At 69.3% G+C, this 26741-nt stretch carries 25 protein-coding genes and 4 tRNA genes; 17 read left to right on the top strand and 12 right to left on the bottom strand.

What is annotated here, in order from left to right; translation table 11 throughout:
- Positions 1–32: 32 nt before the first annotated feature.
- From ACWDSL_RS26150 to ACWDSL_RS26135, 4 genes are all read right to left on the bottom strand, one after another.
- Positions 33–108, bottom strand: a tRNA-Gly gene (locus ACWDSL_RS26150).
- Positions 109–185: 77 nt separating this feature from the next.
- Positions 186–257: transfer RNA gene (locus ACWDSL_RS26145), tRNA-Gly, on the bottom strand.
- Between the two features lie 80 nt (positions 258–337).
- Positions 338–409 (bottom strand) — tRNA-Gly (locus tag ACWDSL_RS26140).
- A 108-nt stretch (positions 410–517) separates the two neighbouring features.
- A complete protein-coding gene (locus tag ACWDSL_RS26135) occupies positions 518–835 on the bottom strand; it encodes a histone-like nucleoid-structuring protein Lsr2 (RefSeq protein WP_450489309.1) in 318 nt (105 codons plus the stop codon).
- Between the two features lie 307 nt (positions 836–1142).
- On the opposite strand from ACWDSL_RS26135, the gene purS reads away from it, so the two are divergent.
- Genes purS through purL form a run of 3 tightly spaced genes read left to right on the top strand, consistent with a single transcriptional unit; the run spans position 1143 to position 4386 of the window.
- The gene (purS, locus tag ACWDSL_RS26130; protein WP_089504656.1) at positions 1143–1430 is read left to right on the top strand and encodes a phosphoribosylformylglycinamidine synthase subunit PurS; all 288 of its coding nucleotides are present in this window, start codon (positions 1143–1145) and stop codon (positions 1428–1430) included.
- On the top strand, positions 1427–2140 hold the full coding sequence (purQ, locus tag ACWDSL_RS26125; RefSeq protein ID WP_450489307.1) for a phosphoribosylformylglycinamidine synthase subunit PurQ: 714 nt from the start codon (positions 1427–1429) through the stop codon (positions 2138–2140). The genes purS and purQ overlap by 4 nt, the downstream gene beginning before the upstream one ends.
- A complete protein-coding gene (gene purL, locus ACWDSL_RS26120) occupies positions 2137–4386 on the top strand; it encodes a phosphoribosylformylglycinamidine synthase subunit PurL (RefSeq protein WP_450489305.1) in 2250 nt (749 codons plus the stop codon). Before purQ ends, purL begins: the two co-directional genes overlap by 4 nt.
- A gap of 76 nt (positions 4387–4462) precedes the next feature.
- On the opposite strand, the gene ACWDSL_RS26115 is transcribed toward purL, so the two are convergent.
- Positions 4463–4858 (bottom strand): nuclear transport factor 2 family protein, encoded by a 396-nt coding sequence (locus ACWDSL_RS26115; RefSeq protein WP_450489303.1) that lies wholly within the window; start codon positions 4856–4858, stop codon positions 4463–4465.
- Positions 4859–4977: 119 nt separating this feature from the next.
- Here ACWDSL_RS26115 and ACWDSL_RS26110 point away from each other — a divergent pair, with 119 nt between their 5' ends.
- From ACWDSL_RS26110 to purM, 3 genes are all read left to right on the top strand, one after another.
- A complete protein-coding gene (locus tag ACWDSL_RS26110; protein WP_450489301.1) occupies positions 4978–5778 on the top strand; it encodes a sterol carrier family protein in 801 nt (266 codons plus the stop codon).
- A gap of 172 nt (positions 5779–5950) precedes the next feature.
- Positions 5951–7510, top strand: a complete 1560-nt coding sequence (gene purF, locus ACWDSL_RS26105) for an amidophosphoribosyltransferase (RefSeq protein ID WP_450489299.1) — start codon at positions 5951–5953, stop codon at positions 7508–7510.
- A gap of 152 nt (positions 7511–7662) precedes the next feature.
- Positions 7663–8745 carry a phosphoribosylformylglycinamidine cyclo-ligase gene (gene purM, locus ACWDSL_RS26100; protein ID WP_450489297.1) on the top strand — a complete coding sequence of 361 codons (1083 nt, stop codon included), beginning with the start codon at positions 7663–7665 and terminating at the stop codon, positions 8743–8745.
- A gap of 126 nt (positions 8746–8871) precedes the next feature.
- On the opposite strand, the gene ACWDSL_RS26095 is transcribed toward purM, so the two are convergent.
- Positions 8872–9132 carry a DUF3073 domain-containing protein gene (locus tag ACWDSL_RS26095; RefSeq protein ID WP_450489295.1) on the bottom strand — a complete coding sequence of 87 codons (261 nt, stop codon included), beginning with the start codon at positions 9130–9132 and terminating at the stop codon, positions 8872–8874.
- 417 nt (positions 9133–9549) lie between these two features.
- Positions 9550–10704 carry a Leu/Phe/Val dehydrogenase gene (locus tag ACWDSL_RS26090; RefSeq protein ID WP_450489293.1) on the bottom strand — a complete coding sequence of 385 codons (1155 nt, stop codon included), beginning with the start codon at positions 10702–10704 and terminating at the stop codon, positions 9550–9552.
- Positions 10705–10906: 202 nt separating this feature from the next.
- On the opposite strand from ACWDSL_RS26090, the gene ACWDSL_RS26085 reads away from it, so the two are divergent.
- Positions 10907–11752, top strand: coding sequence for a hypothetical protein (locus tag ACWDSL_RS26085; RefSeq protein ID WP_450489291.1), 846 nt, complete (start codon positions 10907–10909; stop codon positions 11750–11752).
- Positions 11753–12366: 614 nt separating this feature from the next.
- Entirely contained in the window at positions 12367–12573 is a 207-nt protein-coding gene (gene bldC / locus ACWDSL_RS26080; protein WP_003949541.1) for a developmental transcriptional regulator BldC, read from the top strand.
- Between the two features lie 456 nt (positions 12574–13029).
- Here the strand turns inward: bldC and ACWDSL_RS26075 are convergent, their stop codons facing one another.
- From ACWDSL_RS26075 to hrpA, 3 genes are all read right to left on the bottom strand, one after another.
- Entirely contained in the window at positions 13030–13224 is a 195-nt protein-coding gene (locus tag ACWDSL_RS26075; protein WP_450489289.1) for a DUF6274 family protein, read from the bottom strand.
- A 117-nt stretch (positions 13225–13341) separates the two neighbouring features.
- Positions 13342–13416 (bottom strand) — tRNA-Asp (locus ACWDSL_RS26070).
- A 302-nt stretch (positions 13417–13718) separates the two neighbouring features.
- Positions 13719–17645 carry an ATP-dependent RNA helicase HrpA gene (gene hrpA, locus ACWDSL_RS26065; RefSeq protein WP_450489287.1) on the bottom strand — a complete coding sequence of 1309 codons (3927 nt, stop codon included), beginning with the start codon at positions 17643–17645 and terminating at the stop codon, positions 13719–13721.
- 110 nt (positions 17646–17755) lie between these two features.
- On the opposite strand from hrpA, the gene ACWDSL_RS26060 reads away from it, so the two are divergent.
- Together ACWDSL_RS26060 and ACWDSL_RS26055 are read left to right on the top strand one after the other, a co-directional pair.
- On the top strand, positions 17756–18844 hold the full coding sequence (locus tag ACWDSL_RS26060) for an ABC transporter permease (protein ID WP_450489285.1): 1089 nt from the start codon (positions 17756–17758) through the stop codon (positions 18842–18844).
- A gap of 87 nt (positions 18845–18931) precedes the next feature.
- Positions 18932–19375, top strand: coding sequence for a large conductance mechanosensitive channel protein MscL (locus ACWDSL_RS26055; RefSeq protein WP_450489283.1), 444 nt, complete (start codon positions 18932–18934; stop codon positions 19373–19375).
- A 232-nt stretch (positions 19376–19607) separates the two neighbouring features.
- On the opposite strand, the gene ACWDSL_RS26050 is transcribed toward ACWDSL_RS26055, so the two are convergent.
- Together ACWDSL_RS26050 and ACWDSL_RS26045 are read right to left on the bottom strand one after the other, a co-directional pair.
- Complete coding sequence (locus ACWDSL_RS26050; protein ID WP_450489281.1) at positions 19608–20282, bottom strand: HAD family hydrolase; 675 nt, start codon at positions 20280–20282, stop codon at positions 19608–19610.
- A gap of 3 nt (positions 20283–20285) precedes the next feature.
- On the bottom strand, positions 20286–21128 hold the full coding sequence (locus ACWDSL_RS26045; protein ID WP_385112789.1) for a GntR family transcriptional regulator: 843 nt from the start codon (positions 21126–21128) through the stop codon (positions 20286–20288).
- Between the two features lie 409 nt (positions 21129–21537).
- Between ACWDSL_RS26045 and ACWDSL_RS26040 the strand changes: the two genes are divergently transcribed.
- The 7 genes from ACWDSL_RS26040 to traB are packed head-to-tail and all read left to right on the top strand — an operon-like array spanning position 21538 to position 26607.
- A complete protein-coding gene (locus tag ACWDSL_RS26040) occupies positions 21538–21801 on the top strand; it encodes a DUF6284 family protein (protein ID WP_450489279.1) in 264 nt (87 codons plus the stop codon).
- Positions 21798–22160, top strand: a complete 363-nt coding sequence (locus ACWDSL_RS26035; protein ID WP_450489278.1) for a hypothetical protein — start codon at positions 21798–21800, stop codon at positions 22158–22160. The genes ACWDSL_RS26040 and ACWDSL_RS26035 overlap by 4 nt, the downstream gene beginning before the upstream one ends.
- The gene (locus tag ACWDSL_RS26030) at positions 22157–23044 is read left to right on the top strand and encodes a hypothetical protein (RefSeq protein WP_450489276.1); all 888 of its coding nucleotides are present in this window, start codon (positions 22157–22159) and stop codon (positions 23042–23044) included. Before ACWDSL_RS26035 ends, ACWDSL_RS26030 begins: the two co-directional genes overlap by 4 nt.
- Positions 23044–23427, top strand: a complete 384-nt coding sequence (locus ACWDSL_RS26025; RefSeq protein ID WP_450489274.1) for an RRQRL motif-containing zinc-binding protein — start codon at positions 23044–23046, stop codon at positions 23425–23427. The genes ACWDSL_RS26030 and ACWDSL_RS26025 overlap by 1 nt, the downstream gene beginning before the upstream one ends.
- A 35-nt stretch (positions 23428–23462) precedes the next feature.
- Positions 23463–23969, top strand: coding sequence for a hypothetical protein (locus ACWDSL_RS26020; protein WP_450489272.1), 507 nt, complete (start codon positions 23463–23465; stop codon positions 23967–23969).
- A 16-nt stretch (positions 23970–23985) separates the two neighbouring features.
- Positions 23986–24534 carry a plasmid transfer protein TraA gene (gene traA / locus ACWDSL_RS26015; RefSeq protein WP_450489270.1) on the top strand — a complete coding sequence of 183 codons (549 nt, stop codon included), beginning with the start codon at positions 23986–23988 and terminating at the stop codon, positions 24532–24534.
- 12 nt (positions 24535–24546) lie between these two features.
- Entirely contained in the window at positions 24547–26607 is a 2061-nt protein-coding gene (gene traB, locus ACWDSL_RS26010) for a plasmid transfer protein TraB (RefSeq protein ID WP_450489268.1), read from the top strand.
- Positions 26608–26741 lie beyond the last annotated feature (134 nt).

Raw genomic sequence — 26741 nt, 5'->3', positions numbered from 1 at the left:
CGCCGGTCGATTAGACCGGCGCCTCAAGGCCATGGAGCGGACGACGAGATTCGAACTCGCGACCCTCACCTTGGCAAGGTGATGCTCTACCAACTGAGCCACGTCCGCATGCATCCGACTGGCTTTCACCAACCGGCGCGGCATCACTCTACCTCATCCACCGAGGTGGTCGAGGCGATGATGAGAGCGGGTGACAGGGATCGCACACTGCGCCTCCCCCTTGGAAAGGGGGCGCTCTACTACTGAGCTACACCCGCGTGGCATCCGACCGGCTCTCGCCGATCGGCGTGTCCATCACCCTACCCGATCCACCGGAGTGGTTCGGTAAGGCGATGCGAGCGGGTGACAGGGATTGCACACTGCGCCTCCCTCTTGGAAAGAGGGCGCTCTACTACTGAGCTACACCCGCATGTTCCTCGGGGTTTGCCTTCCGGCCTGGCCCCTCGGCGTGATCCAGACTCTAGCGGATCACCAGGGTGGGTGTGCAACTCGGCGGCGGAGGCCGCTCAGTGGCCGCTCAGTTCGACGCGTTGAACGCCTCGTAGACCTTCTTGGGGATCCGGCCGCGCGGCGGGACCTCCATGCCGTGCGACCGGGCCCAGGCGCGGACCGCGGCCGGGTCGGGGGCGACGGAGGTGCGGCGGTACGCCTTGCCGGAGCGGGCCCGCTTGCGGCCGGCTTCCACGTAGGGCTCGAGAAGGCCGCGGAGTTTCTCCGCATTGGCAGTGTTGAGGTCGATCTCGTACGCCCTGCCGTCAAGTCCGAACGAGACCGTCTCCTCCGCCTGACCCCCGTCGATGTCGTCGGAGAGCGTGACTACTACGCGCTGCGCCACGGGATATCGGTCCTTTCGGGCTGCATCGATGCGTTGACGTGCAAAGATGGCAGCTGTCCTGTTGTTAGTGAACAATGCTTTTTCATTTGTACAGCGGCGAGCAATGCATTGTGAAGCCCCACTAATTCTGCCCGCGTGTCACGCCGCAATCGGGACCATACGTTTTTCCTGGAACTTTCCCCAGTGGATGGTGGCGCCGATGCTTAAACGTGACGGAAGGCGAGGCTCATCTACCCGCGTAGATTTTGGGCCGGGGTACGCTGGGCGAACCGCCTTACGCACCAGCACCACACCACCGGGAGTGCCAGTGGCACGCGTCGTAGTCGACGTCATGCTCAAGCCGGAGATCCTCGACCCCCAGGGACAGGCGGTGCAGCGCGCGCTGCCCCGTCTGGGTTTCGAGGGGATCGCCGACGTCCGTCAGGGCAAGCGCTTTGAACTCGAGGTGGAGGGCCCGGTCGACGATGCCGCCCTCGCCCGTATCCGCGAGATCGCGGAGACCTTCCTCGCCAACACCGTGATCGAGGACTTCACCGTGCGGATCGAGGCCGACCAGGCCGCGGATGCCGCCCTCGCCGCGCGGGCGGAGTCGTGACCGCACGCGTCGGAGTCATCACCTTCCCCGGCACGCTCGACGACCGCGACACCCAGCGCGCGGTCCGGGTCGCCGGTCTTGAGGCCGTACCGCTGTGGCACCGCGACAAGGACCTCAAGCAGGTCGACGCGGTCGTGCTGCCGGGTGGCTTCTCGTATGGCGACTATCTGCGGGCCGGAGCGATCTCCCGCTTCTCCCCGGTAATGGAGTCGGTGATCGAGCAGGCGAAGGCGGGCATGCCCGTACTTGGCATCTGCAATGGTTTCCAGGTTCTCACCGAGACTCATCTGCTGCCCGGTGCGATGCTGCGGAACAACCATCTGCACTTCATCTGCCGTGATCAGAAGTTGCGAGTGGAAAACGCCGAGACCGCCTGGACCCGCTCCTACGAGCAGGGCCAGGAGATCAACATCCCGCTCAAGAACATCGACGGCCGCTATGTGGCCGACGAGCGGGTTCTGGATGAACTTGAAGCCGAGGGCCGTGTCGCCTTCCGTTACGAAGGCGGGGGGCTTGGGGGGTACCCCCCCAAAGAACGCAGCAATCCGAATGGTTCGCTGCGCGACATCGCCGGCATCACCAACGAGGCGGGCAATGTCGTCGGCCTCATGCCGCACCCCGAGCACGCCGTCGAGCCGCTGATCGGCACCGGGCGCACCGACGGGCTCGGATTCTTCACCTCGATCCTCAAGAACCTGGTTGACGCATGAGCCTGGACACCGTCAAGCACGCGGAACAGACCCCGGACGTCCAGCAGCCCTGGGCCGAGCTCGGCCTCAAGCAGGACGAGTACGAGCGCATCCGCGCCATCCTCGGCCGCCGCCCGACCGGCGCCGAGCTGGCCATGTACTCCGTCATGTGGTCCGAGCACTGCTCGTACAAGTCGAGCAAGGTCCATCTGCGGCAGTTCGGCGACAAGGCCCCCGCCTCCGACGCACTGCTCGTCGGTATCGGCGAGAACGCGGGCGTGGTCGACGTCGGCCAGGGCTATGCGGTCACCTTCAAGGTCGAGTCGCATAACCACCCCTCCTATATCGAGCCGTACCAGGGCGCGGCCACCGGCGTGGGCGGCATCGTCCGCGACATCCTCGCCATGGGCGCCCGCCCGGTCGCGGTGATGGACCCGCTGCGCTTCGGCGCCGCCGACCACCCCGACACCAAGCGGGTGCTGCCCGGTGTGGTCGCGGGCGTCGGCGGCTACGGCAACTGTCTGGGCCTGCCCAACATCGGCGGCGAGGTCGTCTTCGACCCCTGCTACCAGGGCAACCCGCTGGTCAACGCGCTGTGCGTGGGCGTCATGAAGCACGAGGACATCCACCTCGCCAAGGCCTCGGGCACGGGCAACAAGGTCATCCTCTACGGCGCCCGCACCGGCGGCGACGGTATCGGCGGCGTCTCCGTACTCGCCTCCGAGACCTTCGACGATACGAAGCCGACGAAGCGCCCCGCCGTCCAGGTCGGCGACCCCTTCCAGGAGAAGCTGCTCATCGAGTGCACCCTGGAGATCTTCAAGGAGAACCTGGTCGCCGGCATCCAGGACCTCGGCGGCGCCGGGCTCTCCTGCGCCACCAGCGAGCTGGCCTCGGCCGGCTCCGGCGGTATGCGGGTCGAGCTGGACACGGTGCATCTGCGCGACGCGACCCTCTCGCCCGAGGAGATCCTCATGAGCGAGTCGCAGGAAAGAATGTGCGCGATCGTCGAGCCGGACAAGGTCGACCGCTTCCTGGAGATCTGCGAGAAGTGGGACGTCATCGCCACCGTCATCGGTGAGGTCACCGAGGGCGAGCGGCTGGAGATCTTCTGGCACGGCGAGCAGATCGTCGACGTCCCGCCGCGCACGGTCGCCCACGAGGGCCCGGTGTACGAGCGCCCATACGCCCGCCCGGAGTGGCAGGACGCGCTCCAGGCCGACGACGCGAACAAGCTGCCGCGCCCGGCGACCGCCGATGAGCTGCGCGAGCAGGTCCTCAAGGTCGTCTCCTCGCCGAACCAGGCCTCCAAGTCCTGGATCACCGACCAGTACGACCGCTTCGTCCAGGGCAACACGGTCCTCGCCCAGCCCGAGGACTCCGGCATGGTCCGTATCGACGAGGAGACCGGCCTCGGCGTCGCGGTCGCCACGGACGGCAACGGCCGCTACGCCAAGCTCGACCCGTACGCGGGCGCGCAGCTCGCGCTCGCCGAGGCGTACCGCAATGTCGCCGCCTCCGGCGCCAAGCCGCTGGCGATCTCCGACTGTCTGAACTTCGGCTCGCCCGAGGACCCGGCGGTCATGTGGCAGTTCGCCGAGGCCACCCGCGGCCTGGCCGACGGCTGTCTGACCCTGGGCACCCCGGTCACCGGCGGCAATGTCTCCCTGTACAACCAGACCGGGGACGTGGCCATCCACCCGACGCCGGTCGTCGCCGTCCTCGGCGTGATCGACGATGTGGCGCGCCGCACCCCGATCGGCTTCGCGGAGGAGGGCCAGCTGCTGTACCTGCTCGGCGACACCGAGCAGGAGTTCGGCGGTTCGGCCTGGTCGCAGACCATCCATGACCACCTCGGCGGGCTGCCGCCGAAGGTGGACCTGGAGCGCGAGCGGCTGCTCGGCGAGATCCTGATCTCGGCCTCGCGCGACGGCATGGTCGACGCGGCGCACGATCTGTCCGACGGCGGTCTGATCCAGGCCCTGGTCGAGTCGTGTCTGCGCGGTGGCAAGGGCGCCCGGATCGTCGTACCCGACGGGATTGCCCCGTTCGTCTTCCTGTTGTCGGAGTCGGCGGGCCGGGCCGTGGTGGCCGTTCCGCGCAGCGAGGAAGTCCGCTTCAACGACATGTGCGGGGCGCGGGGGCTTCCGGCGGCCCGGATCGGCGTGGTGGACGGGGACGCGATCGACGTCCAGGGCCAGTTCGGCATTCCGCTGGCGGAGCTCAAGGAAGCACACGAGGCGACGATCCCGGGCCTGCTCGTCTGAGACTCGTCCGAGATACGGAACAAGCCCCGCTCCCTGCCGTCACACAGGGGGCGGGGCCGCTTCATGGCGGTGGCGGTCAGCGCCAGAACGCGTTCGAGGCGTCGATGTCCTCATGGCATTCGTCGATGTCGCTGATCTTCCCGCCGACGATCGTGAAGAACATGCCTTCCTTCATATCGAGGCCGCGGTCCTCGCGCTCCGCGCGGCACCGGTGGACGGAGATCACATGCCCGCGCCCGTCGGCCGCCAGCGTCTCCAGTTCGACGCGCAGGGTGCCGCCGGTGACGTCGTACTGGCGGCGGTACAGCTGGACGCAGGCCTCGCGGCCCTTGTGATGTCCGGATATGGAGCTCTCGCCGGGGACGTGGTGGGTCACGTCGGTGGTCATCAGCTCTGACAGGGTTTCCATGTCGCCGCCGATGAACGCTTCGTAGCCGCGGCGGATCAGGGCGCAATCCGGGTGCTCAGCCATGGCGGTTCACGCCTTTCGTGCTGATTTCTCTCGCTTTCTCTTCCATCCTCTGCCGCCGTCCCCGGGCTGTCCATGCTTATCGGGGCTCCTCCGTGGGGCTGCTCGATAAGCTCGGCCGCATGCCGCCCCGTGCCCGTGCCCGCACCTATGACCTGGCCAAGACGCGCGCCGCCGTGACCGCGCAGTTCGAGCATGTACGGGAGGCGGTGCGCGGCCTGGACGAGGAGCGGCTGGGCGCGCCGACCCGGCTCGGCGGCTGGACGGTCCGCGAGCTGGTCGCGCATCTGTCGATGGCCGTGGAGGCGGTCGCGCGCCATCTGGAGCAGCCCGCGCCGCCCGCGCGGGAGGTCACCGCCACCGGCTGGGTGGCCACGACAGCCCCGCGCGCCGGCGACATCGACGAGAAAACCCGCGTACTGGCGGCGAGCGCGGAGCCGGCCGAGCTGCTGGACCGGGCCGCCGCGCGCTTCGCCGAGCTGGTGCCCGATGCCCCCGGCGACCGGCTGCTGGCGACCCGGGCGGGGGCGATGCGGCTCGACGACTTCCTGGTCACCCGCTGTGTCGAGCTGGTCGTGCACACCGACGACCTGGCGGCCGCGCTCGGCGCCTCCGTCCCGTACGACCTTCCGTACGACCGCCAGGCCCTGGCCGCCGCCACGCGCCTGCTCGCCGACGCGCTCGCGGCGAAGGCGCCCGGGGGCTCGGTCGAGGTCCGCGTCCCGCCGTACGCGGTCGTGCAGTGCGTCGAGGGGCCGCGGCACACCCGTGGCACGCCTCCGAACGTCGTCGAGACGGCCCCGCTGACCTGGATCCGTCTCGCCACGGGCCGTCTGGACTGGTCCGAGGCGGTCGAGGAGGCCGAGGTCACGGCGAGCGGCGAGCGGGCCGATATCGCGCCCTACCTGCCGCTGCTGGGCTGACGGGCCGGGCGTACCAAGGCGTCCGGGGGCGTCCGGCGCGCCGCGGCCCGGTCTGCGGGCGCGTTCGAAGGGGCCTTCCGGAAGGTCCGGAAGGCCTTCCGGGAATGTGACTTACGCCCCCCTGGCGGTCCCTCGTTCGGAGGTGCCGCGGAACTGGCCTAGACTCGACGACGTGCCACGTGGTGACGGACGACTCAGCCACGACCTGCTCCCCGGAGAGAAGGGCCCCCAAGACGCCTGTGGCGTCTTCGGAGTCTGGGCTCCGGGCGAAGAGGTCGCCAAACTCACCTATTTCGGGCTGTACGCACTGCAGCACCGCGGACAGGAGTCCGCGGGCATCGCGGTGAGCAACGGCTCCCAGATCCTGGTCTTCAAGGACATGGGCCTGGTTTCCCAGGTCTTCGACGAAACCTCCCTCAGCTCTCTCCAAGGTCATATCGCGGTCGGTCACGCCCGCTACTCCACCACCGGTGCCTCGGTGTGGGAGAACGCGCAGCCGACCTTCCGCGCGACCGCCCATGGCTCGATCGCGCTGGGCCACAACGGAAACCTGGTCAACACCGCCCAGCTCGCCGAGATGGTCGCGGCGCTGCCCCGGGGCAACGGCCGCGCCACCCAGGTGGCCGCGACCAACGACACCGACCTGGTCACCGCCCTGCTCGCGGGGCAGGTCGACAAGGACGGCAAGCCGCTGACCGTCGAGCAGGCGGCCCCGATCGTGCTGCCCGACGTCAAGGGTGCTTTCAGCCTCGTCTTCATGGACGAGCAGACCCTCTACGGCGCCCGTGACCCGCAGGGCGTCCGCCCGCTGGTCCTCGGCCGCCTGGAGCGCGGCTGGGTGCTGGCATCCGAGACCGCCGCCCTCGACATCTGCGGCGCCTCGTTCATCCGGGAGATCGAGCCCGGTGAGATGGTCGCGATCGACGAGAACGGACTGCGCTCGACGATGTTCGCGGAGCCGCGCCCCAAGGGCTGCGTCTTCGAGTACGTCTACCTGGCCCGCCCGGACACCGATATCGCCGGCCGGAACGTGTATCTGTCCCGGGTGGAGATGGGCCGCAGGCTGGCCGCCGAGGCCCCGGCAGACGCCGACCTGGTGATAGCCACCCCGGAGTCCGGCACCCCGGCCGCCGTGGGCTACGCGGAGGCCAGCGGGATCCCGTACGGCTCGGGGCTGGTCAAGAACGCGTATGTGGGCCGGACCTTCATCCAGCCCTCGCAGACCATCCGCCAGCTGGGTATCCGGCTCAAGCTGAACCCGCTGAAGGAGGTCATCCGGGGCAAGCGCCTGGTGGTCGTCGACGACTCGATCGTCCGCGGCAACACCCAGCGCGCGCTGGTCCGGATGTTGCGCGAGGCCGGGGCGGCGGAGGTGCACATCCGCATCAGCAGCCCGCCCATCAAGTGGCCGTGCTTCTTCGGCATCGACTTCGCGACCCGGGCCGAGCTGATCGCCAACGGGCTGTCGGTCGAGGAGATCGGCAAGTCGCTGGGCGCGGACTCGCTCGCGTACATCTCCACGGACGGGATGATCGAGGCGACCACGATCGCCAAGGGGAACCTGTGCCGGGCCTGCTTCGACGGTGAGTACCCGATGGAGCTTCCGGACCCCGAACTGCTCGGCAAGCACCTCCTGGAGGCGGAGACGCAGGCTCCGGTCCGCAGCGACGCGGACGGTGTGGCGACCCTGACCGCGGGTGTCGGCGGCGCGGACGCGCTGCGGCGTCCCTAGGCGTCCCCAGGCGGCCGGTCGCCCGTAGGCGGCCGTCGGTAGGGCGGTCGGCCTCAGGGCCGGCCGTACGTCCAGCGCGGCCGTACGTCCAGTGCGCGTGGAGAGCGCCTCAAGAGCTCCCTTTTCACCACCACACGAAAGATCTCAACGTCATGTCTGAGCCTTCCCCGGGCACGGCCGGGTCCACGTACGCGAGCGCGGGCGTCGACATCGAGGCGGGCGACCGCGCGGTCGAGCTGATGAAGGAGTGGGTGAAGAAGGCCACCCGCCCCGAGGTCGTGGGCGGCCTCGGCGGCTTCGCCGGGCTCTTCGACGCCTCCGCCCTCAAGCGCTACGAGCGGCCGCTGCTGGCCTCGGCCACCGACGGGGTCGGCACCAAGGTGGACCTGGCGCGCCGGATGGGGGTCTACGACACCATCGGCCGCGACCTGGTCGGCATGGTCGTGGACGACCTGGTGGTCTGCGGCGCCGAGCCGCTGTTCATGACCGACTACATCTGCGTCGGCAAGGTGTATCCGGAGCGGGTCGCCGCCATCGTCAAGGGCATCGCCGAGGGGTGTGCGCTGGCGGGCTGCGCTCTGGTGGGCGGCGAGACCGCCGAGCACCCGGGGCTGCTGGGCGCCGATGAGTTCGATGTGGCCGGCGCCGGTACGGGCGTGGTCGAGGCCGACCGGGTGCTGGGCGCGGATCGTATCCGGACGGGTGACGCCGTGATCGCCATGGAGTCGTCCGGACTTCACTCGAACGGGTACTCACTCGTCCGCCATGTGCTCTTCGAGCGGGCCGGCTGGTCGCTGGACCGGGAGGTTCCGGAGCTCGGCCGGACGCTGGGGGAGGAGCTGCTGGAGCCCACCCGGATCTACTCGCTGGACTGTCTGGCCCTCACTCGGACCACCGAGGTGCACGCCTTCTCGCATATCACCGGCGGCGGGCTCGCGAACAACCTGGCGCGGGTCGTCCCGGACGGGCTGCGCGCGGTGGTCGATCGCTCCACCTGGACCCCGGGCCCGGTCTTCGGCCTGGTCGGGACCGTGGGCTCGGTCGAGCGGGCGGAGCTGGAGAAGACCCTGAACATGGGCGTCGGCATGATGGCCGTCGTGCCCGGGGAGTCGGTCGATGTGGCGCTTGCCACACTCGCGGACCGCGGCGTCGAGGCATGGGTCAGCGGCGAGATCGTCGAGCGGACCGCCGAGCACGCCGAGGCCGTGTCCATGACCGGCGACTACGCGAGCTGACGGCGAGCCGAGCGTGAAGACGGCGCCGACCGTGAAGACAGCACAGAAGCCGGTCCGAGGCGGATGCCCCGGACCGGCGGAGGTGCGGCTCGCAGCCGAGCGCCTGAAACGACCTGAAATGAATGGTCAGGCGCGACGACGCTGCGCGGCCGGCCCCGACTGTTCGTCGGCGTCGTCCTCGTCATCGTCGTCGTTGTACAGATCCGCGTACTGTGCGTACGGGTCGTTGTCCAGCTCATCGTCCTCGAACTGCTCGCCATTCGGCGGCGGGTTCGATGGCGATGCGCCCAGCTCATCAGCCAGGCGTGAGAGGTCAGTCCCACCGCTGTTGTACTTCAGCTGGCGGGCGACCTTCGTCTGCTTGGCCTTGGCCCGGCCGCGCCCCATGGCTCGACCCCCTTAACGACGGGGCTCGACGGCCCCAGAGTCTTGACACGCGTTCATGTTCATAATTCAGAGCGGACTCTCGAAAGAGAACCCGGCCCGTAGGGCTTCAACGGTACCTGCTTCTGTGGCCATACGGTACGTCGCCCGTATGACGTGCCACGTCGCACAACCGGCGGGCAGCCCTGTACCCGCTGGTCAGCTGCGATTTTAACGTGTCCTGGACGCCGACCCGCCGACGGGTCGTGAGGGATCTCTCCCCGATGGCTCCGTACGGCCCTGTATCCGTCCCGTATCCGTCCCGTACGGGCTCCGTACGCGCTCCGTACGGGCCCCCGACACCACCGGGCGGGCCCCGGGCGGCACGAGGCCGCGCCGGGGCCCGGTACGCCCTTCGGACGCGGTTGTCGGGAGTGCCGGCTAGGCGTGGCGGCCCTCGGCCATGCGCTGTTCGGCCAGCCGGTCGGCGGCCGCTGCGGGCGGAATTCCATCGGCCTGTGCCCGATCGAAAATGGCCAAAGTCGTATCGAAAATCTTTGCCGCCTTGGCCTTGGCCCGGTCGAAGTCGAAACCGTGCAGTTCGTCCGCGACCTGGATCACACCGCCCGCGTTCACCACGTAGTCCGGGGCGTACAGGATCCCGCGGTCGGCGAGGTCCTTCTCGACCCCGGGGTGGGCCAGCTGGTTGTTGGCGGCCCCGCACACCACGCGCGCCGTCAGCGCGGGCACGGTGACGTCGTCGAGGGCGCCGCCGAGCGCGCACGGAGCGTAGACGTCGAGGTCGGACCGGATCAGGGCGTCGGTGTCCGCGACGGCCGTCACCTCGGGGTGGCGGGCGCGGACCCGCTCGACCGACTCGGCCCGCACATCGGTGACCACGACCTCGGCGCCGTCCTCCAGCAGGTGGGCGACGAGATGGTGACCGACCTTGCCGACGCCCGCGATGCCGACCCGGCGGCCGCGCAGCGTGGGCGCGCCCCAGGAGGCCTGGGCGCTGGCCCGCATGCCCTGGAAGACGCCGTAGGCGGTGAGCACGGAGGAGTCGCCCGCGCCGCCGGCCTCGGGGGAGCGGCCGGTGGTCCAGGGGCACTCGCGGGCGACGACGTCCATGTCGGCGACATAGGTGCCGACGTCGCAGGCGGTGACGTAGCGGCCGCCGAGGGAGGCCACGAAGCGGCCGTAGGCCAGCAGCAGCTCCTCGGTCTTGATCTGCTCCGGGTCGCCGATGATCACGGCCTTGCCGCCGCCGTGGTCGAGCCCGGCCAGCGCGTTCTTGTAGGACATGCCGCGGGCGAGGTTGAGCGCGTCCATGACGGCCGCTTCTTCGGGGCGCGTCTCGGAGGCGTAGGCGTGGAAGCGGGTGCCGCCGAGGGCCGGGCCCAGGGCGGTCGAGTGGATGGCGATGACGGCCTTCAGGCCGCTCGCGCGGTCCTGGCAGAGCAGGACCTGCTCATGGCCGCCCTGATCGGAGGCGAAGAGCGTGGTGAGGGCGGACGAAGAATCGGGTGCTGCGCTGCCCGTCGGACCGTCGACGCTGACGGTATGACGTACGTCGGTCACTGTGGTGACTCCCATATGCCGCGTTGTGGACGCCCTCCTTGCTGGTGGGGAGGGCCGGTGGGCAAGAGCGTAAGCCCTTGGGGTCGGCTCGGAACGGCACGGTCGGCGCCGAGTCCCGATGGGGGCGGCGAGCGCCCGGGCCGGGCGTGGGACGATGCGGGCAGCCGGGGACAAGCGGCCCCTGGCGGACTGTTTCGTCGGCCTTGAGGGAGCGCGCGTGACCCTGGCGTCATCGGTGGTTGTCCCGTACGCGGCGTACCTGAGGGTCTACGAGCCGCTGGCGGCCTTTCCCGAGCCCGAACGCTCCCACTGGGCACGCTACGCCAAGCGGGACGATCTCCCGGGCGCCCAGGACGAGCTGCGGCGCTCGCTGGCCGACCTGCTGCCGGTGCCGCCCGTGGCGGTGCCCGTGCACGAGAGCAGCGACGCCTTTGTGGCGGTCGTGGACGGCGTCACCTGCGTCTGTCCGTGGCGCACCCGGCTGCGCGGCTGGCTGGCCCTGGAAGAGCTCACCGAGCAGTTCCCGGCGTCGCTGCTGGACGCCGTGCTGCCCCCGATGGTGCGCCGGCAGGCGGCGGCGGACTACGAGCAGTGGCTGGAACGCAACCCGGACGCCCGGCCGTGGATCAGATCGGCGACCTGGCATGTGCCGGTGCGCTGGTTCGTGCTCTTCGCGGACGACGAGCGGGAATACGAAAAAAGCTACAAGGGAGAACACGGGCCGCTGCTCCGCTACCGGACCCCCATGGTCCAGGCCAGGCGTCGAGTGGCGCGCGGACTGAAGGTGCTCAAAGATGGCCTCGGTGAGGGTCCACTGATCGACGGCCTGGTAGATGTTGGTCGGTGGCTCGAGGAATTCCATCCGCGTTCGCTGGTCGAGCTCGACTACGGCGGCCTGGTGCACGCGGTGCCCCCGGGGCAGCTTGACGACGACCGTTCCGCCGCCGATGTGGCGGAGGGTCTCGCGGCGCTGCGCGACGGGGACGGGGAGCGGGCGGGGAGCGCGTACCAGCGGCTGACGGAGCGCTGGACAGCGGTCCGCGGCCGGCAGAACGCGAGCTGAGCCGGTCGGCCCGGCCGGGCCACTGGCACGGGGATGTACGGGGACGCACGGGGATGAACGGGGACACGGGGATGGCGTGGCGATGGCGCGCGCATGCGTGGAAGACCAACGGGGTCGACGGAGTCGGCGAGGCCGATAAGGCCGCTAAGCCGGACAGCATTGGACGGGCGGGACGTAGGTCCCGATCCGGGCCTATGCCTCAATCGTGACCTAAAGCACTGACTTCGGGCCTTGCGGCAATCCCCCACCCTCGTGTCAAAATAGGACAAGGAGCCCGGGAAGGGCTCCTTCCGCTCAACTATGGGCGGAATCATCGGTATTGCACTCCTTGGCGGGGTCTGTTGCCCCTGATCCTGTTGTGACTGATCGTCACGGCCGCGTGACTGTCCGCTATGACATGGTCCATCGGCTTCCGTCGAGGTTGAACACCTGAGAGGGCAATTCCATCGGTTTGGCCGACGGGGCTGGACGGATGGTGTAGTTGTAGTGCCGAGGACAAGCCGTTCGTCCTATAACCGACTCGGCCCGCGTCCGCCATTTCGGGCAACGTGGGTCAAGGTGCAGAATTTAGAGGAAAGAACCGTGATGGTTCGGTTCTCCCGAGGAGGCCGCTCATGACCGCTCGCACCCCTGATGCCGAGCCGCTGCTGACCCCGGCTGAGGTTGCCACGATGTTCCGCGTGGACCCGAAGACGGTCACGCGGTGGGCCAAGGCAGGCAAGCTCACGTCCATCCGCACGCTCGGAGGGCATCGGCGCTACCGCGAAGCGGAGGTCCGTGCCCTTCTGGCGGGCATCCCGCAGCAGCGCAGCGAGGCCTGAACAACCGCTTAACCGGGCATTTTCCGGCCCCCCAGTCGGAATCCCGCCCGTGGCTCCAAACGACTGGCGCCTGCCCCAACAGGCCCACGCCCGCTCGACACATGGGTGCGTCGTCGATCGCGCTGGACTCCGCCGGGTCCAGCGCGATCTTTTTATGCCCTGCTTGGGGTGTCTGCCGAGGTCCGCCCGGGTCTGCCGGGGTGCTACGGATGGCTTGGTGACTCACCGGTAACACGCCGTGGCGCGATGTTGTGAGAGGGCCGGAACGGGTGGGCGGGTCGACCCGGAATCGCCCATTCCGGAGGTCTTCCCGGGTCTTGGATGGGCGGTGCAATTGCACATATTAAATTGACTTGTAGTAGGACGGGTGTAAGTTCCCTCACGCCGCAAGCCCATTCGGTGACTCCCGTCACACCGCACAATACTTGTCGCGCGCTCGGCAACTGCGGTAAGGGCTTACTGAGTTGTCGCCGAGTCGCCATCGGTCTCCGCGGATCGGGAATCCGCCGCCGCATCCTTCGCCGGTTCCATGGCGAGCCGCAGCAGTCGATGGCAGATAGGACAGTGCCGGGTGAAGTGGCGATAGCCCGTGGCGGCCGCTAGATGCGCACGGAGCAACGCCCTGGTTTCGTGCCTCGCGGATGTCGTCATGAGCCGTACCTCCCGCGCGCCCCCATGTCGCCTTCTAGCTTGGGTACCTCTGGTACGTGCCGCCGTCAAGACGCCGAAAGGCCCGGACCTCTGTGCGGGTCCGGGCCTTTCGCGCTGCGGTCCTGACGGGATTTGAACCCGCGGCCTCCACCTTGACAGGGTGGCGAGCACTCCAAACTGCTCCACAGGACCATACGGCTTGCGCCGTTTGGCTGCCGCGCTCTTTCGTGCGCTGCGGAGACAGACTCTACAGCAGGTCAGGGGGTGCGGTCGAACTCGCGCCCGGCGGCGGTACGGGGCGCTCTGCGGGGTGCCGTACGGGCGCCGTACGAGGTGGGGCCAAGCCGGCCGAGGCCCACAACGAGCCCTGGGGCGCCCGTAAAGGCGCCCCAGAGGCCGTCTGAGCGCCTTCCAGGGCTCCCGGGCCCCTCCCGGCCCGGACAGGGGCCCGGGAGCCGCGCGCCCGCTCCCTCACACCCGCTCCCTCACACCCGCTACGGCGCGGCCGCGTCGACGGCCTTCACGATGCGCTTGTCGGAGATCGGATAGGCGGTGCCGAGGGCGTGCGCGAAATAGCTCACCCGCAGCTCCTCGATCATCCAGCGGATCTCCAGCGCCTCCTGAGGCACCGGCCGGCCCGCCGGGAACTGCTCCAGCAGCCACGCGTATTCGTCCCGCATCTCCTTGACCTTCGCCATCCGCGCGCGGTCCCGTTCGGCGTTGGTCGGGAGCTGCTGCAACCGCCGGTCGACGGCCACCAGATAGCGCATGAGGTCCGGGAGGCGGCGCACCCCGTGCTCGGTCACGAAACCGGGCTTGATGAGCTCCGCCAGCTGCTCCTTGACGTCCGCGAGGGACGTCAGCAGCACGGGGCTCGTGGTGGCCTTCAGCCGCCGCTCGCAGGACTGCCAGGCCGCCAGCACCTCCTGGACCTTCCGTACGGTGTCCAGCGTCGCGTCCATGATGTCGGCCCGGACCCCGTCGAAGAGCTTGCGGAAGCCCTCCTCGTCCCACGCCGGGCCGCCGCGCGCCGCGATCAGCCGGTCGGCGGAGGCGGCCACACAGTCCTCGAAGAGGGCCGGCACGCTGCCGTGCGGGCTGCGCGAGAGCGCCAGCTTGGCCTGGTTGGACAGCTGCCCCTGGGCGAACTTGGCCGGGCTCGCGGGCAGCCCCAGCAGGATCAGCCGGCGGGTGCCGCGCCACATCGCCTGCCGCTGCTCGGCCTCGGTGTCGAAGAGCCGTACGGCGACCGAGGCGCCCTCGTCCACGAGCGCCGGGTACGCCTTGACGGGCTGGCCCGCGCGGCGGGTCTCGAAGGTGCGCGGAAGGGTGCCGACCGACCACTGGGTGAGCCCGGTGCGCTGCTCGATGCCGCCGCCCTCTTTGGAGCTCTCGAAGGCTTTGGAGATGGCGGCCCGGGTCTTGGGCTTCAGCCGCTGCTTCAGCGCCTCGAGGTCCTTGTCCTCGGCGAGATTGCGGCGCCGCTCGTCGACCACCCGGAAGGTGATCTTGAGGTGTCCCGGCACCTTGTCCGGATCCCAGTCCTCCGGGTCGATCCGCACCCCCACCATCCGCTGCAGCTCGCGGGAGAGCGCGGCCGTCAGCGGCTCCTGGAGGGGGACCGTGGTGTCGAGGAATCGCTTGGCGTAGTTCGGCGCCGGGACGTAATTGCGGCGGATGGGCTTGGGCAGCGACCGGATCAGCTCGGTCACCAAGTCCTCGCGCAGCCCCGGGATCTGCCAGTCGAAACCGTCCGGGGTGACCTGGTTGAGCACCTGGAGCGGAATGTGGACGGTGACGCCGTCCGCGTCCGCACCCGGCTCGAACTGGTACGTCACCCTGAACTTGAGCTTCCCCTGGCGCCAGGAGTCCGGATAGGCGTCCTTGGTGACGCCCGCCGCCCGCTCGTTGATGAGCATCGACTTCTCGAAGTTGAGAAGCTCCGGTTCTTCGCGGTGTTTGTGCTTCCACCAGGAGTCGAAATGCGCCCCGGACACGATGTGTTCGGGCAGCCGCTGATCGTAGAAGTCGAACAGCGTCTCGTCGTCGACCAGGATGTCGCGCCGCCGGGCGCGGTGTTCCAGTTCCTCGACCTCGCCGAGCAGTTTGCGGTTGTCGTGGAAGAACTGGTGGTGCGTGCGCCAGTCGCCCTCCACCAGGGCATTGCGGATGAACAGATCCCGGCAGGTCTCCGGGTCGAACCGGCCGTAATTCACCTTCCGCTGGGCGACGATCGGCACGCCGTACAGCGTGACCCTCTCGTACGCCATCACGGCCGCCTGCTTCTGCTCCCAGTGGGGCTCGCTGTAGGTGCGCTTGACCAGATGCTGGGCGAGCGGTTCGATCCACTCCGGCTCGATCTTCGCGTTGACCCGCGCCCACAGCCGCGAGGTCTCCACGAGCTCGGCCGACATGACCCAGCGCGGCGGCTTCTTGAAGAGCGCGGAACCGGGGAAGACCGCGAACTTGGCGCTGCGCGCGCCCAGATACTCGTTCTTCTCGGTGTCCTTCAGGCCGAGGTGGGACAGCAGCCCGGCGAGCAGCGACGTATGGATGTGGTCCGGCGCCGCGTCCTGGTCGGACAGCTCGATGTCCATGGTCTTGGCGACCGTACGCAGCTGGCTGTAGATGTCCTGCCATTCGCGTATGCGCAGGTAGTTCAGGAACTCCTGGCGGCACATCCGGCGGAACGCGGACGACGACAGCTCCTTCTGCCGCTCCCTGATGTACTTCCACAGGTTGAGGAAGGCCAGGAAGTCGCTGCCCTCGTCCTTGAAGCGGGCGTGCTGCTGATCGGCCTGCTGCTGCTTGTCGGCGGGCCGCTCGCGCGGGTCCTGGATGGACAGCGCCGCCGCGATCACCATGACCTCGCGGACACAGCCGTTGCGGTCGGCCTCCAGCACCATCCGGGCCAGCCGGGGGTCCACGGGCAGCTGGGCGAGTTTGCGCCCGACCGGGGTGAGCCGCTTGCGCGGGTCCTTCTCCGCGCCGTCCAGCGCGTGCAGCTCCTCCAGCAGCTGGACGCCGTCCTTGATGTTGCGCCGGTCCGGCGGGTCGATGAACGGGAACTTCTCGATGTCCCCGAGCCCGGCGGCGGTCATCTGGAGGATGACGGAGGCCAGATTGGTCCGCAGGATCTCCGCGTCGGTGAACTCCGGGCGGGTCAGGAAGTCGTCCTCGGTGTACAGCCGGACGCAGATGCCGTCGCTGGTACGGCCGCAGCGGCCCTTGCGCTGATTGGCGCTGGCCTGGGAGATCGGCTCGATGGGCAGCCGCTGCACCTTGGTGCGGTGGCTGTAGCGGGAGATCCGGGCGCTGCCGGGGTCGATCACGTACCGGATGCCGGGGACGGTCAGCGAGGTCTCCGCCACGTTGGTGGCGAGGACGATCCGGCGGCCGGTGTGGCGCTGGAAGACCCGGTGCTGCTCGGCATGCGACAGCCGCGCGTACAGCGGCAGCACCTCGGTCGACCGCAGCTGCTTCTTGTTCAGCGCGTCGGCGGTGTCCCGGATCTCCCGCTCGCCGGAGAGGAAGACCAGGATGTCGCCGGGGCCCTCGGCCTGAAGCTCGTCCACGGCGTCGCAGATCGCGGTGATCTGGTCCCGGTCGCTGTCCTCGCCGCCCTCCTCCAGCAACGGGCGGTAGCGCACCTCGACCGGGTACGTACGGCCGCTGACCTCGACGATCGGCGCGTCGCCGAAATGGCGGGAGAAGCGCTCGGGGTCGATGGTGGCGGAGGTGATCACGACTTTGAGGTCGGGGCGGCGGGGCAGCAGCTGGGCCAGATAGCCGAGCAGGAAGTCGATGTTGAGGCTGCGCTCATGGGCCTCGTCGATGATGATCGTGTCGTACTGGCGCAGCTCGCGGTCGGTCTGGATCTCGGCCAGCAGGATGCCGTCCGTCATCAGCTTGACGTGGGTGTCCCGGCTCACCTGGTCGGTGAAGCGGACCTTCCAGCCGACGGACTCGCCCAGCGGCGACCGCAGCTCCTCGGCGATGCGCTCGGCGACCGTACGGGCCGCGATGCGGCGCGGCTGGGTATGGCCGATCAGGCCCTTGACGCCGCGGCCCAGCTCCAGGCAGATCTTGGGGATCTGGGTGGTCTTGCCGGAGCCGGTCTCGCCCGCGACGATCACGACCTGGTGGTCCCTGACCGCGGCGAGGATGTCGTCCCTCTTCTGGCTGACCGGTAGTTCTTCGGGGTAGGTGACGGCGGGCACGGCGGCGCGGCGGTCGGCGACCCGCAGCTCCGCCCGCTCGATGTCATCGGCGATCTCGCCCAGCACGGCCGCGCGGGCCTCGGGCTTACGGATCCGGCGCGCGCCGTCGAGCCGGCGCCCCAGCCGCTGCTGGTCGCGCAGCATCAGCTCGGGCAGCCGCTCCAGCAGGGCGGACAGGGCGGGGGCAGGCGTGGTGGACATACGGGCTCCAGGATCTCACCTCTCGAAAACGGCTGGCGAACCATTTCTGTCCGGTGTTGTCCAGGCCACGTCGAGAGGTATGTCCGTGATGTCCGTTCTAGCGTGACCTCATGGGCAATGAGGCGAGCGACGACCAGGCCGACGGGGGGAAGGGCGGCGAGCGCGTTGATGGGCGTGAGCAGGGGCGTTGGTCCTGGTGGTCGACTTTCAGACACTCTCCGTACTTCCCCGCGACGGTCGTCGTAGTGATCATCGCCGCGGGTGCGGGCCTCTTCGCCGGCTCGTACACCTACGCCTTCGCCAACCCCACCCCGCACCGCATCCCCACCGCCGTCGTGGTCCCCGGCACCCCCACCGAGAAGGCCTTCGTCGCCGGCATGGAGAAGGCCCTCGACGCCTCGCTCCGGCTGCATGCCTACCCCACCCACCAGCGCGCCCTGCAGGCCGTCGACCAGCAGACCGTCTTCGTGGTGCTCCGGCCGCACGGCCGCGGCGTGGGCATGGACGTCTCCAGCGCCTCGGGCTCGTCGGTGGCCCAGGTGCTGACCGCGGCCGGGCCGAAGGTGGGCCGGGCGCTGGGGGTGCCGGTCCTGGTCAGGGACGTGAACCCGCTGCAGCCGGGCGATCCGCGCGGGCTCGCGATCTTCTACATCTCGCTCGCCGCGGTGGTCATCGGCTTCATCGGCGCCATCCAGCTCAGCGTGAACGCACGGGCCCTCGAACCGGCGGAGCGGATCGCCTTCACCATCGCGTACGCGCTGCTCGGCGGCTTCGCGATCGCGGCCATCGTGGACTGGGGCCTCGGCGCGGTCGACCTGCCCTTCGCGGAGTCCTGGATGATCCTGGCGCTGACGATGTTCACCTCCGGGATGGTCTTCTCCATGTTCAACGTCCTCTTCGGACGGTGGTCGCTCATCCCGACCTGGGGCCTGATGGTGCTCCTCGGCAACCCCTCCTCCGGCGGCGCGGTCTCCTGGCCCCTGCTGCCCTCCCTCCTCGGCCACATCGGCCGCTGGCTGCCCCCGGGCGCCTCCGTCAACGCGCAGCACACGGCGGTCTACTTTCGCGAGTACCAGCACGCCTTCCCGTTCCTGGTGCTGGCCGGATGGTCCCTGCTGAGCTGCACCGTCTTCTGGACCTGGCGCCACCGCCACCCCGGCGGCCGCGAAACACCGGTACGCCGGCCCGATGACCGCTGACGGGCCGTAGCCGCTGGGGCGGCCGGGGGTCTGCCACTCGGAGCAGTTCCGGTTGTCGGCCCATCCAAGATCGACTGTCCTGGGAGCATGTTCAAGGGCTTCAAGAACTTCCTGATGCGTGGCGACGTCATCGTCGTGGCGGTGGGGCTGATCGTCGCCCTGGCGTTCTCCACCTTGATCAAGTCGTTCACCGACAGCGTCATCAACCCGATCATCGCCCGCGCCCAGGGCGGCAAGTCGGCCGGTCTCGGCTGGCAGCTCGGCCAGACCGGGAACAAGACCACCTACCTCGACATCGGCTCGTTCATCTCCGCGCTGATCTACTTCCTCATCTTCATGGCGGTGGTCTACTTCCTGATCGTCGTGCCGTACAAGGCCGTCCAGGCGCGCCGCGGAATCACCGTGTTCGGCGACCCCGGGCCCGCCAAGACCTGCCCGGCCTGTCTGTCCGGCGACATCCCGGAAGCCGCCGCCAAGTGCCGATACTGCGGAACCGATCAACCGGCGACACCCGAGCGGGCGGCGGACTGACGGGCGGCGCTGACGGATGACGGGCCGATACGAGAACACCCCCTCCAGGAAACCCCGGAGGGGGTGTACGCCCTTGGCGGGCTGCGGTGGCTGGGGCCGGGGTCGAACCGGCGACCTTCCGCTTTTCAGGCGAGCTGAGGGACGCTACCGCCCGGGGGCGAGCCAGGCTGATCGAGCGTCACGGTGCGTGCGTGTGAGCCGTTGTTCGTGGACGTTGATGTCAGCGTTGATGTCAGGTGACGCTTGCTGCCAGCGTCTCCATGGAGGTCACCACCGCGACAGCTCCAGCCGCGGACAGAGCATCTGCCTTGCCCGGCTTGTTGGCGTACCCGATCGTCTTCATGTCGGCCGCATGGGCGGCCTCGACGTCCCGGACCGCATCCCCGATGAACACGCACTCGCCAGGCTTCGCGTCAGCCGCGCGCATGGCTGCGATGAGGAGTTCCGGCGAAGGCTTCATCGACTCTGGCCGACCGGCGGTACGACCGAAAGTGCCCGCGACCAGGCCGCTGAGTCCGTGATCGGATAGGTACCGGTCGATGGCCGCTGTCGCGTTGTTGCTGACTACCCACACCGAGCGGCCGGTAGCGGCACAGGCTTCCATGAAGGCGACGCCCCCCGGCGTGGGTCGGGCTCGCTCAACGGCCTCGACTTCTAGCTGGGTGAGGTGCGAGTCCGCTGCTGAGACCAGGTCTTCCCGGGTCTCAGCGATACGGCGGAGCATCGCCAAGGGGTCGGATTCCTCGTGCCCCGGCGGCGGGCCGTCCGGGCCACGCAGGAGTGCAACCAGGCTTCGGGTGACGTCACCGGCAGAGAAGCCCGCGAAGACCGAGCACACCGGGCCGTCGAAGTCGAGTAGCACGTGTCGTACGGGGGCCAGGGTTCCATCGAGGGTCTCGGGTGCCATGAATCATGCCTCACGGTCGTAGGCGATTGTGTCCCAGATGCTGTCGAACCACTTCGTGGCCTGCTGAACGTACTGCGACCCCATCGACTCTCCGTCAGGACCAGCAGCGTGATGGAAGAGCGTCGTGTCCTTGCCGGTGATGTCGAAGAACGTGCGGGCTTCCCCCTCGACCGTGAGAGTGCGCTCTCGCAGCGGATAGAAGCCGAAGAACACGTCACGGTGATTCAGGACGTAGAGCTTGAAGAGTGACGTTGCACGGTAGACCTTGACCTCTACCGTCGCCTTCTCGACGAGGCCGAGTTCGGCCAGCACCTCGACCGAGTGCTTTATGCCGGCCGCGTGCGTTAGAGCGATGTCCCGGGCACGGTTGCGTAGGGCCGGGTCGTCCGCGAGGCCGTCCACGAGCGTGGGCACCGCCATGGGGGCTGTGGTGTCAGGCAGGAGCAGCCGCACCGTGATCGACTCGGGGCGGAGTCGCCCTGTGCGGATCTTGTCGAGTGGTTCCTGCATTGCGCCGTGCAACGTCTCGCTGCTGAACCCCGCGAAGTCCACCGTCACGTGTGGATCCGCGAAGGCCATTTCGAGGTGAGGACGCAGGCCAACCGGTCGTTCCGTGCGCTCCCGCACGAAAGAGCCGGACCCCTTGCGGGTCACGATCAGCCCCTCGTCCCTCAGCAAGTCCAGCGCCCTGGTCACCGTCCCGCGGGCTACCTCGAACCGCTTGGCCAGGTCCGGGCCTGACGGCAACTGCGTTCCGGGCTCGAACTTCCTTGTGAGGATTTCCGCTCGCAGAACGCTGCTGACCTGCATATACGGCGGTCGGTCGTCGTTCGGGTCAAGGCTCATTCCGCCATGGTAAGGCACCTGCCCAGCCTGGGCGAGCTACCCATCTTGGTTGACCTGCTTAAGCAGGTTGGCTATGTTGAACACGTCGCCACCGAGCAAGACCGGAGGCGGCGCGGAGGGCCTTCTTTGGGCTGCTCCGACGCACGAATAGGGGCCCGGGACAGAGCGGGCCGAGGGACCCGGACCCCTGGTCAACCGGAGGGCACAGACCGAAAGGTCACGTCTCTGCCTGAAACGGGAGCTCGTGTTCCCGAAGGAGACGACGCACAACCAGCCCCGGCATCTCGCCGTGAGGGCGCCGGATCGGATCCGGCCCGGGGCACTCCACCCATGAACGGCGCGCGGCCCCGGTGCTGGAACACCGGGGCCGCTGTTCTAGGCCGTTCCACCTTGGAAGGAACCACGACCTATGAAGTCCATCGGTGCACTTCAGGCGGTTGTTACCGCCGACCTGTCCGACCGTGAGCCGACCGGCGCTGAGCTGGACGCTATCGCGTACGAGACGCCGCTGATCGAGGCGGAAGTCGAGTTGCTGGACGTGCAGATCAGCTTGCTGGACCGGCCCGCGTCGGAGCTGGACACGCGGCGTCTGCGGCGGGCTCGCCGCAAGGTGCTGGCCGCGCGGCTGGAGCTGACCAACCAGGTCGCTCCGGTGACGGGGGTGGGGGCGTGAACGACGTGTTGGCGCTCCACGAGCTGGCTGTTCCGTTGACGCTCGATGATCTGGCCGTGCCGCTGCGGGCGCTGCGCCTGCTGGCTGTGGACTTCGGGCACCTGCCCGCGCCGTGCGTGCACGTGTCCACCATCTACCTGAACCAGTTGGAGCTGTCGTTTCACGATGGCCTGGATGGCTTCGAGGCGTGGCGTGATGCCCTGGGCATTGCCCCGGATGCGGTGGACTGCCGGGAGCAGGGCGGCGGTCGTACCCGTGCCCTGTCCCTGACCGTCGCATACGCGGGTGCAGAGCTGCGTCTGGTCGCTTACCGCGACGTCCCCGCCGCGGCTACGGCCGTGGGTAGGGGGACCCGATGAACGGCAGGTCCGCCCCGCTGCGCGTCCAGATCGCCGCGTTGAACCGGCTCCAGTCGGGGCTGACGACGGTCCTGGTGCTGGTGGCCGTGGTGGCGCTCGCGTTCACCGCGACGAACGTGACGATGTTCGCGATCCAGCACGAGGTCTCGCCCTGGATCGCGTGGCTGCTGGATCCCATGGTCGCGGTCGCTCTCGGGGCCGTTCTGATCGTGGACGGCCGGTTGTCGGAGTACGGCGTGAACCCCTCCGGGTGGGCATCCGGGCTGCGCTGGTTCGCCGGTCTGGGCACGTGGGTCATGAACTGCTGGGGCTCCCTGTGGCCGGAAGGAAGCGCGTTCGGCGTTCCTCGGCAGGTGGATCCGGCGGGGCTGGTGCTCCACTCCATCCCCCCTGTCCTCCTGATCGTCTTGGCCGAAGCGATCACGCACTACCGGCGCGCGATCCTCGGCAAAATCGCGGAACTGCGCGCTGAGGTGGAAGCGGTGGACGCTCCGGTGGAATCCGCCCCTGTCCCTCCGGTGTCCACCCCGGTCCCCGCACCGCCCGCACCGCCCGCCCCGGTTCCGGCTCCCGTGCCGGTCCCGGCGGCGGTAGAGCCGTCGTCGCTGGTCATCTGTGGTGACCGGCGGGTGTATGAGCTCACCGTTCCCTCGGTTTCCACCTCGGCCGAGGACGAGGCAACGGAGACGGAGAAGCTGCCCGCGGATGAGGCGTTGAACGTCATCCGCACGTGCTGGGTGATGGGGGAGACGATCGCGGAGGCAGCTCGGAAGTCCACCCGTTCCACCTCCTACGTCCACAAGATCTACCAACGGCTCAGGGACCAGGTGTCCAGCCCCGAGGCCGCCGACAACGACCGCGTGCGTGAGGCGGTGGCGGTCTGATGTCCCCGGCGTTCGGCAAGTGCTACGACCCCTCCGGCGCCCGCTACGGCATCCCCACCTTCCCGTGGCGCCTGGCGCCGGACGGGCTGGCCACCAGGCGCCAGTTACGGGCCCGCGGGCTGCGTCCCGGCGGGCAGCCGGTACAGGCGCAGGTCATGCGAGCCAACCGCCGCCGCGGCGGGGTGCAAGTCGCGTTCTTGTACCGCCTCGACCAGGCGAAGCAGGTCCGGCCGATGACGGCCGCGAAGCGGGCCGCGCTCGCCGCGGCGATGCTCGCCCGCCGCACCTGCCCCGCCTGCGGGACCGATGCCGGGTACTGCATCCCGACCTCGCTCGGCCTGTGCGTGGCCTGCGCCTATCCCGACGAACAGCGCGCCGCCTGACCACTCCACTCCAGTCCTGTTGAGGGAGATTCGCTGTGTCCAGCCGTACCCGTGCCCGCACCGTGAAGACGGCGGCGGGTGTCACCACTGTCCGTATCCCGCGCCAACGCGGGCGCCGCTCCGCTGACCCGTTCGTGGTCGTGGTGCCCGAACGTCCGACCCTGACTCGCCTGGCCCTGGACGCTGCGGCGCTGTGGCTGTGGAAGCACCGCCGCGCGCTCGTCCCGCTCGCCCTCGGGCTGCTGGCCTTCCCGACCATCGCGCTCCTGCACGTGCTGGCCTGGTGGTCCGCCCTCCTGCTCGCCCCCGCCGCCGCGGGCCCGCTGCTGTGGCTGGCCATGACGCAGCGGCGCCGTCCGGCCGCCAACACGGGGGTGTGGGGCTGGCGCATAGCCGCGGCCGTGCTCGGCACCTCCGGCATCGCCTGGGCCGCTGCGGCTGCGGGGTTCGGCCCGCTGGCCGGTCCGCTCGAGCTGTGGTGGCTGCTGAACCTGATCGCCGCACAGACCGCATGGCTCATCGTCCGCCGCACCTCCAACTGACCGAAGGGGACCCCTGATGGCTCAGCCCAACAACGGCCGCAACGACAACGGCAAGTCGAACAAGTTCGCCGACGTCGGAGCCGCCGCGGGCGGTTTCGTCGGCGCCATGGGCGGCTCGTTCGTCCCGCCCATCAACGTCACCGTCAACCGGACCACCAACAAGAACGGGCAGCGCACAGCCCGGACGAACCAGTCCCGGTCGCACGCCGAATCCGTGCTTGCGCCCCCGGAGTTCACCTCCCCCGCCCAGCTGCGGAACTACTGCAACACCCTGCGCGCGGCGGCCGTGACCATGTCCATCGAGGTGGCCATGGGCGCCGAAATCCTCAAGGGCGTGCTGGCCGCAGTGCCGGACCCGGAGGGCAAGCCGTTCGGCTCCCGCATCCGCGCACAGAAGGTCGCCCGCAAGCTCCAGAAGTCCGCGGACGACTTGCGGGACGCGGCCAAGAACGCCGCGGCCGCCTACTCCACCTTCCAGCAGCAGTACGAGGAAGAGATCAACCGCGTCCGTCACCGCGCCCGGCGCCCCCAGCAGCAGCGGCGTATGGACTGGACCCAGCAGTAAGGAGGTACGACCATGGCGCACAAATGGACCGACCAGGACGGCCGGAGGTACCCGCTCACCGTCCCCAACGACACGAACGCGGGAACGGGCGGCTCCGTCCGGGCGTACCTGCTGCACCGGGTCAAGCCGCACCTGCCGCCCTGGCTCGGGTGGGGCGCCGCCGGTCTGGCCGGGGCGCTGGGGAACTGGCGGTGGGGCGAGAGCGCCGCGGCCGGTGTCGGCCTCACCCTCGCCTCCGTGGGACTGACCGGCGCCACCTGGCTGATGGGCAAATCGACCGGCCAGCAGCGCCGCCTCCACTCGGCTATCACCGTGGCCGCCGGATCGGCGTGGCTGACCGCCGCGTCCCTGGCCGGGCCGACCACAGGCCCGATCGATGACCTGTACCTGATGGGCGGGCCGGTCGTGGTGCTGTCGTGGAACGTGCGCATGGTCCTGCGCCACAACCCCGACGCTGCCGGGGAAGGCGCGGGCGCGGACAAGGGTCTGCTGGAGAAGGTTGGTCTGGCCAAGGCCAGCATCGGGCGGACCGAGGTCGGGCCCAACCGCGTCACGGCTCAGCTGGGGCTGGAGGCCGGGGAGCAGACCAACGACGACGTCACCAAGACCCTGCCGCGGATCGCCTCCGCGCTGGACCTGCCGCCCACCGCGGTGCGCTACATGCCCGACCCGGAGTCGGCACGCCGCGGCGAGCTGGTCATCGTCCCGCGCGACATGCTGGCCGACACAGTGCGCTGGGAGGAGAACGGCCCGTCCCTTGCCGGGGGATCGATCACCGACCCGCTCACGATCGGCGTCTACGACGACGGCTCGCCGCTGCTGCTGTGGCTGCCCGGGGACAAGGAGGCCGGGCGCAACGCGACCCACCTGCTGATCGCGGGCATGACCGGATCGGGCAAGGGCGACGGCGCGCTCAACCTCATGACCGAGATCCTGAGCCGCACCGACGTCCTCTTCTGGCTGTCGGACCCCAAGGGCTTCCAGGACTTTAGGCCCCTGCTGCCCGCCATCGACTGGGCGGTCGAGGGCGGGTCGGGCACGGAGGTCATGGTCGAGACAGTGAAGGCGGTCATCCCCGCCCGGACTGCGTGGCTGGGGGAGCACTCCTACCGGCAGTGGGAGGCCGCTGCCGCACAGCGCCAGACGGACCCCAAGCATTCGTGCCGTAAGGACGGCACGGCGTGCGGCTGCCCGGGCCTGCCCTTCCACATCGCGTGGTTCGAGGAGGCCGGGGTGTCCCTCGGACTCCTCGGGGATGACGCCTTCAACTCCATCGCCAACCTCGCCCGGTCGGCCGGCATGGCGCTGGTCGTCTCTCTCCAGCGGCCCAGTCACGACCAGATCAGCACGACCACCCGTGACGCGCTGGGCGCCCGGCTGTGCTTCGGCGTCCCGAACGCCACGGCGGCCGGGTTCATGCTCCCCGACTCGGTGGTCGACGCGGGCGCGGCTCCCGAGCGCTGGTCCAACCGGCGCCCCGGCTACTGCTACCTGGTCACCCCGGGCGTGGCGGAGGAGCGGTATTCCAGCCCGGGCCGGACCCGTTGGTTCACCGACACCGCGATCTCCCTCATGGAGACCGTGGCGCAGTGGGCGGTCCGCAACGGCGCCCGGGTCGATCCGGTCACCGAGAAGGCCGCCGCATCGGTCGCGGGCACTGCTTACACCCAGCGGCAGACCAACGAGGCCGACGAGAACACTCACCTCCTGGCCGACGGAGACGAGGACGAGATGACCGGCCCGCTGCTCGACTCCGAGGACGAGGGAATCGACCCCGAGGTGGAGTTGCCCGACTCCGAGCCGGGCGACGACGCCCCCATGTTCGGGCAGGACACCGGCCGCAAGCCCTCCCCGGCCGAGGCCCGGCAGCTCTTCGCGCAGGCGCTGGAGGAGTTCGAGACCGAGGGGCGCATGGTCGTCGGGCCGAAGGACTTCACGGACTGGTGCGACCGGAACAACCTCTCCCGCCCGTGGGTGTCCGCACGGCTCAAGGACGCCGCCATGGACGGGCGTCTGGAGCCGACCAACACCACCGGCCGGTGGCGCATCGTCCCCGCCCTGACGGCCGCCTGACACCTGACACCGTCACGCACCTCTGACACCCAAACCCCTAGGCAAACCCGCTGTCAGAAACGCGTGACACCACCGCGTGACACCCCTGACACCCGAGCCTGACACCCGATACGCGGGCCCGCGCCACCCCGGCG

It is taken from the genome of Streptomyces sp. NPDC000941, assembly GCF_053599555.1.
The sequence above is the reverse complement of the archived record's forward strand: the minus strand, read 5'-3'. Positions and strand labels throughout refer to the sequence as shown.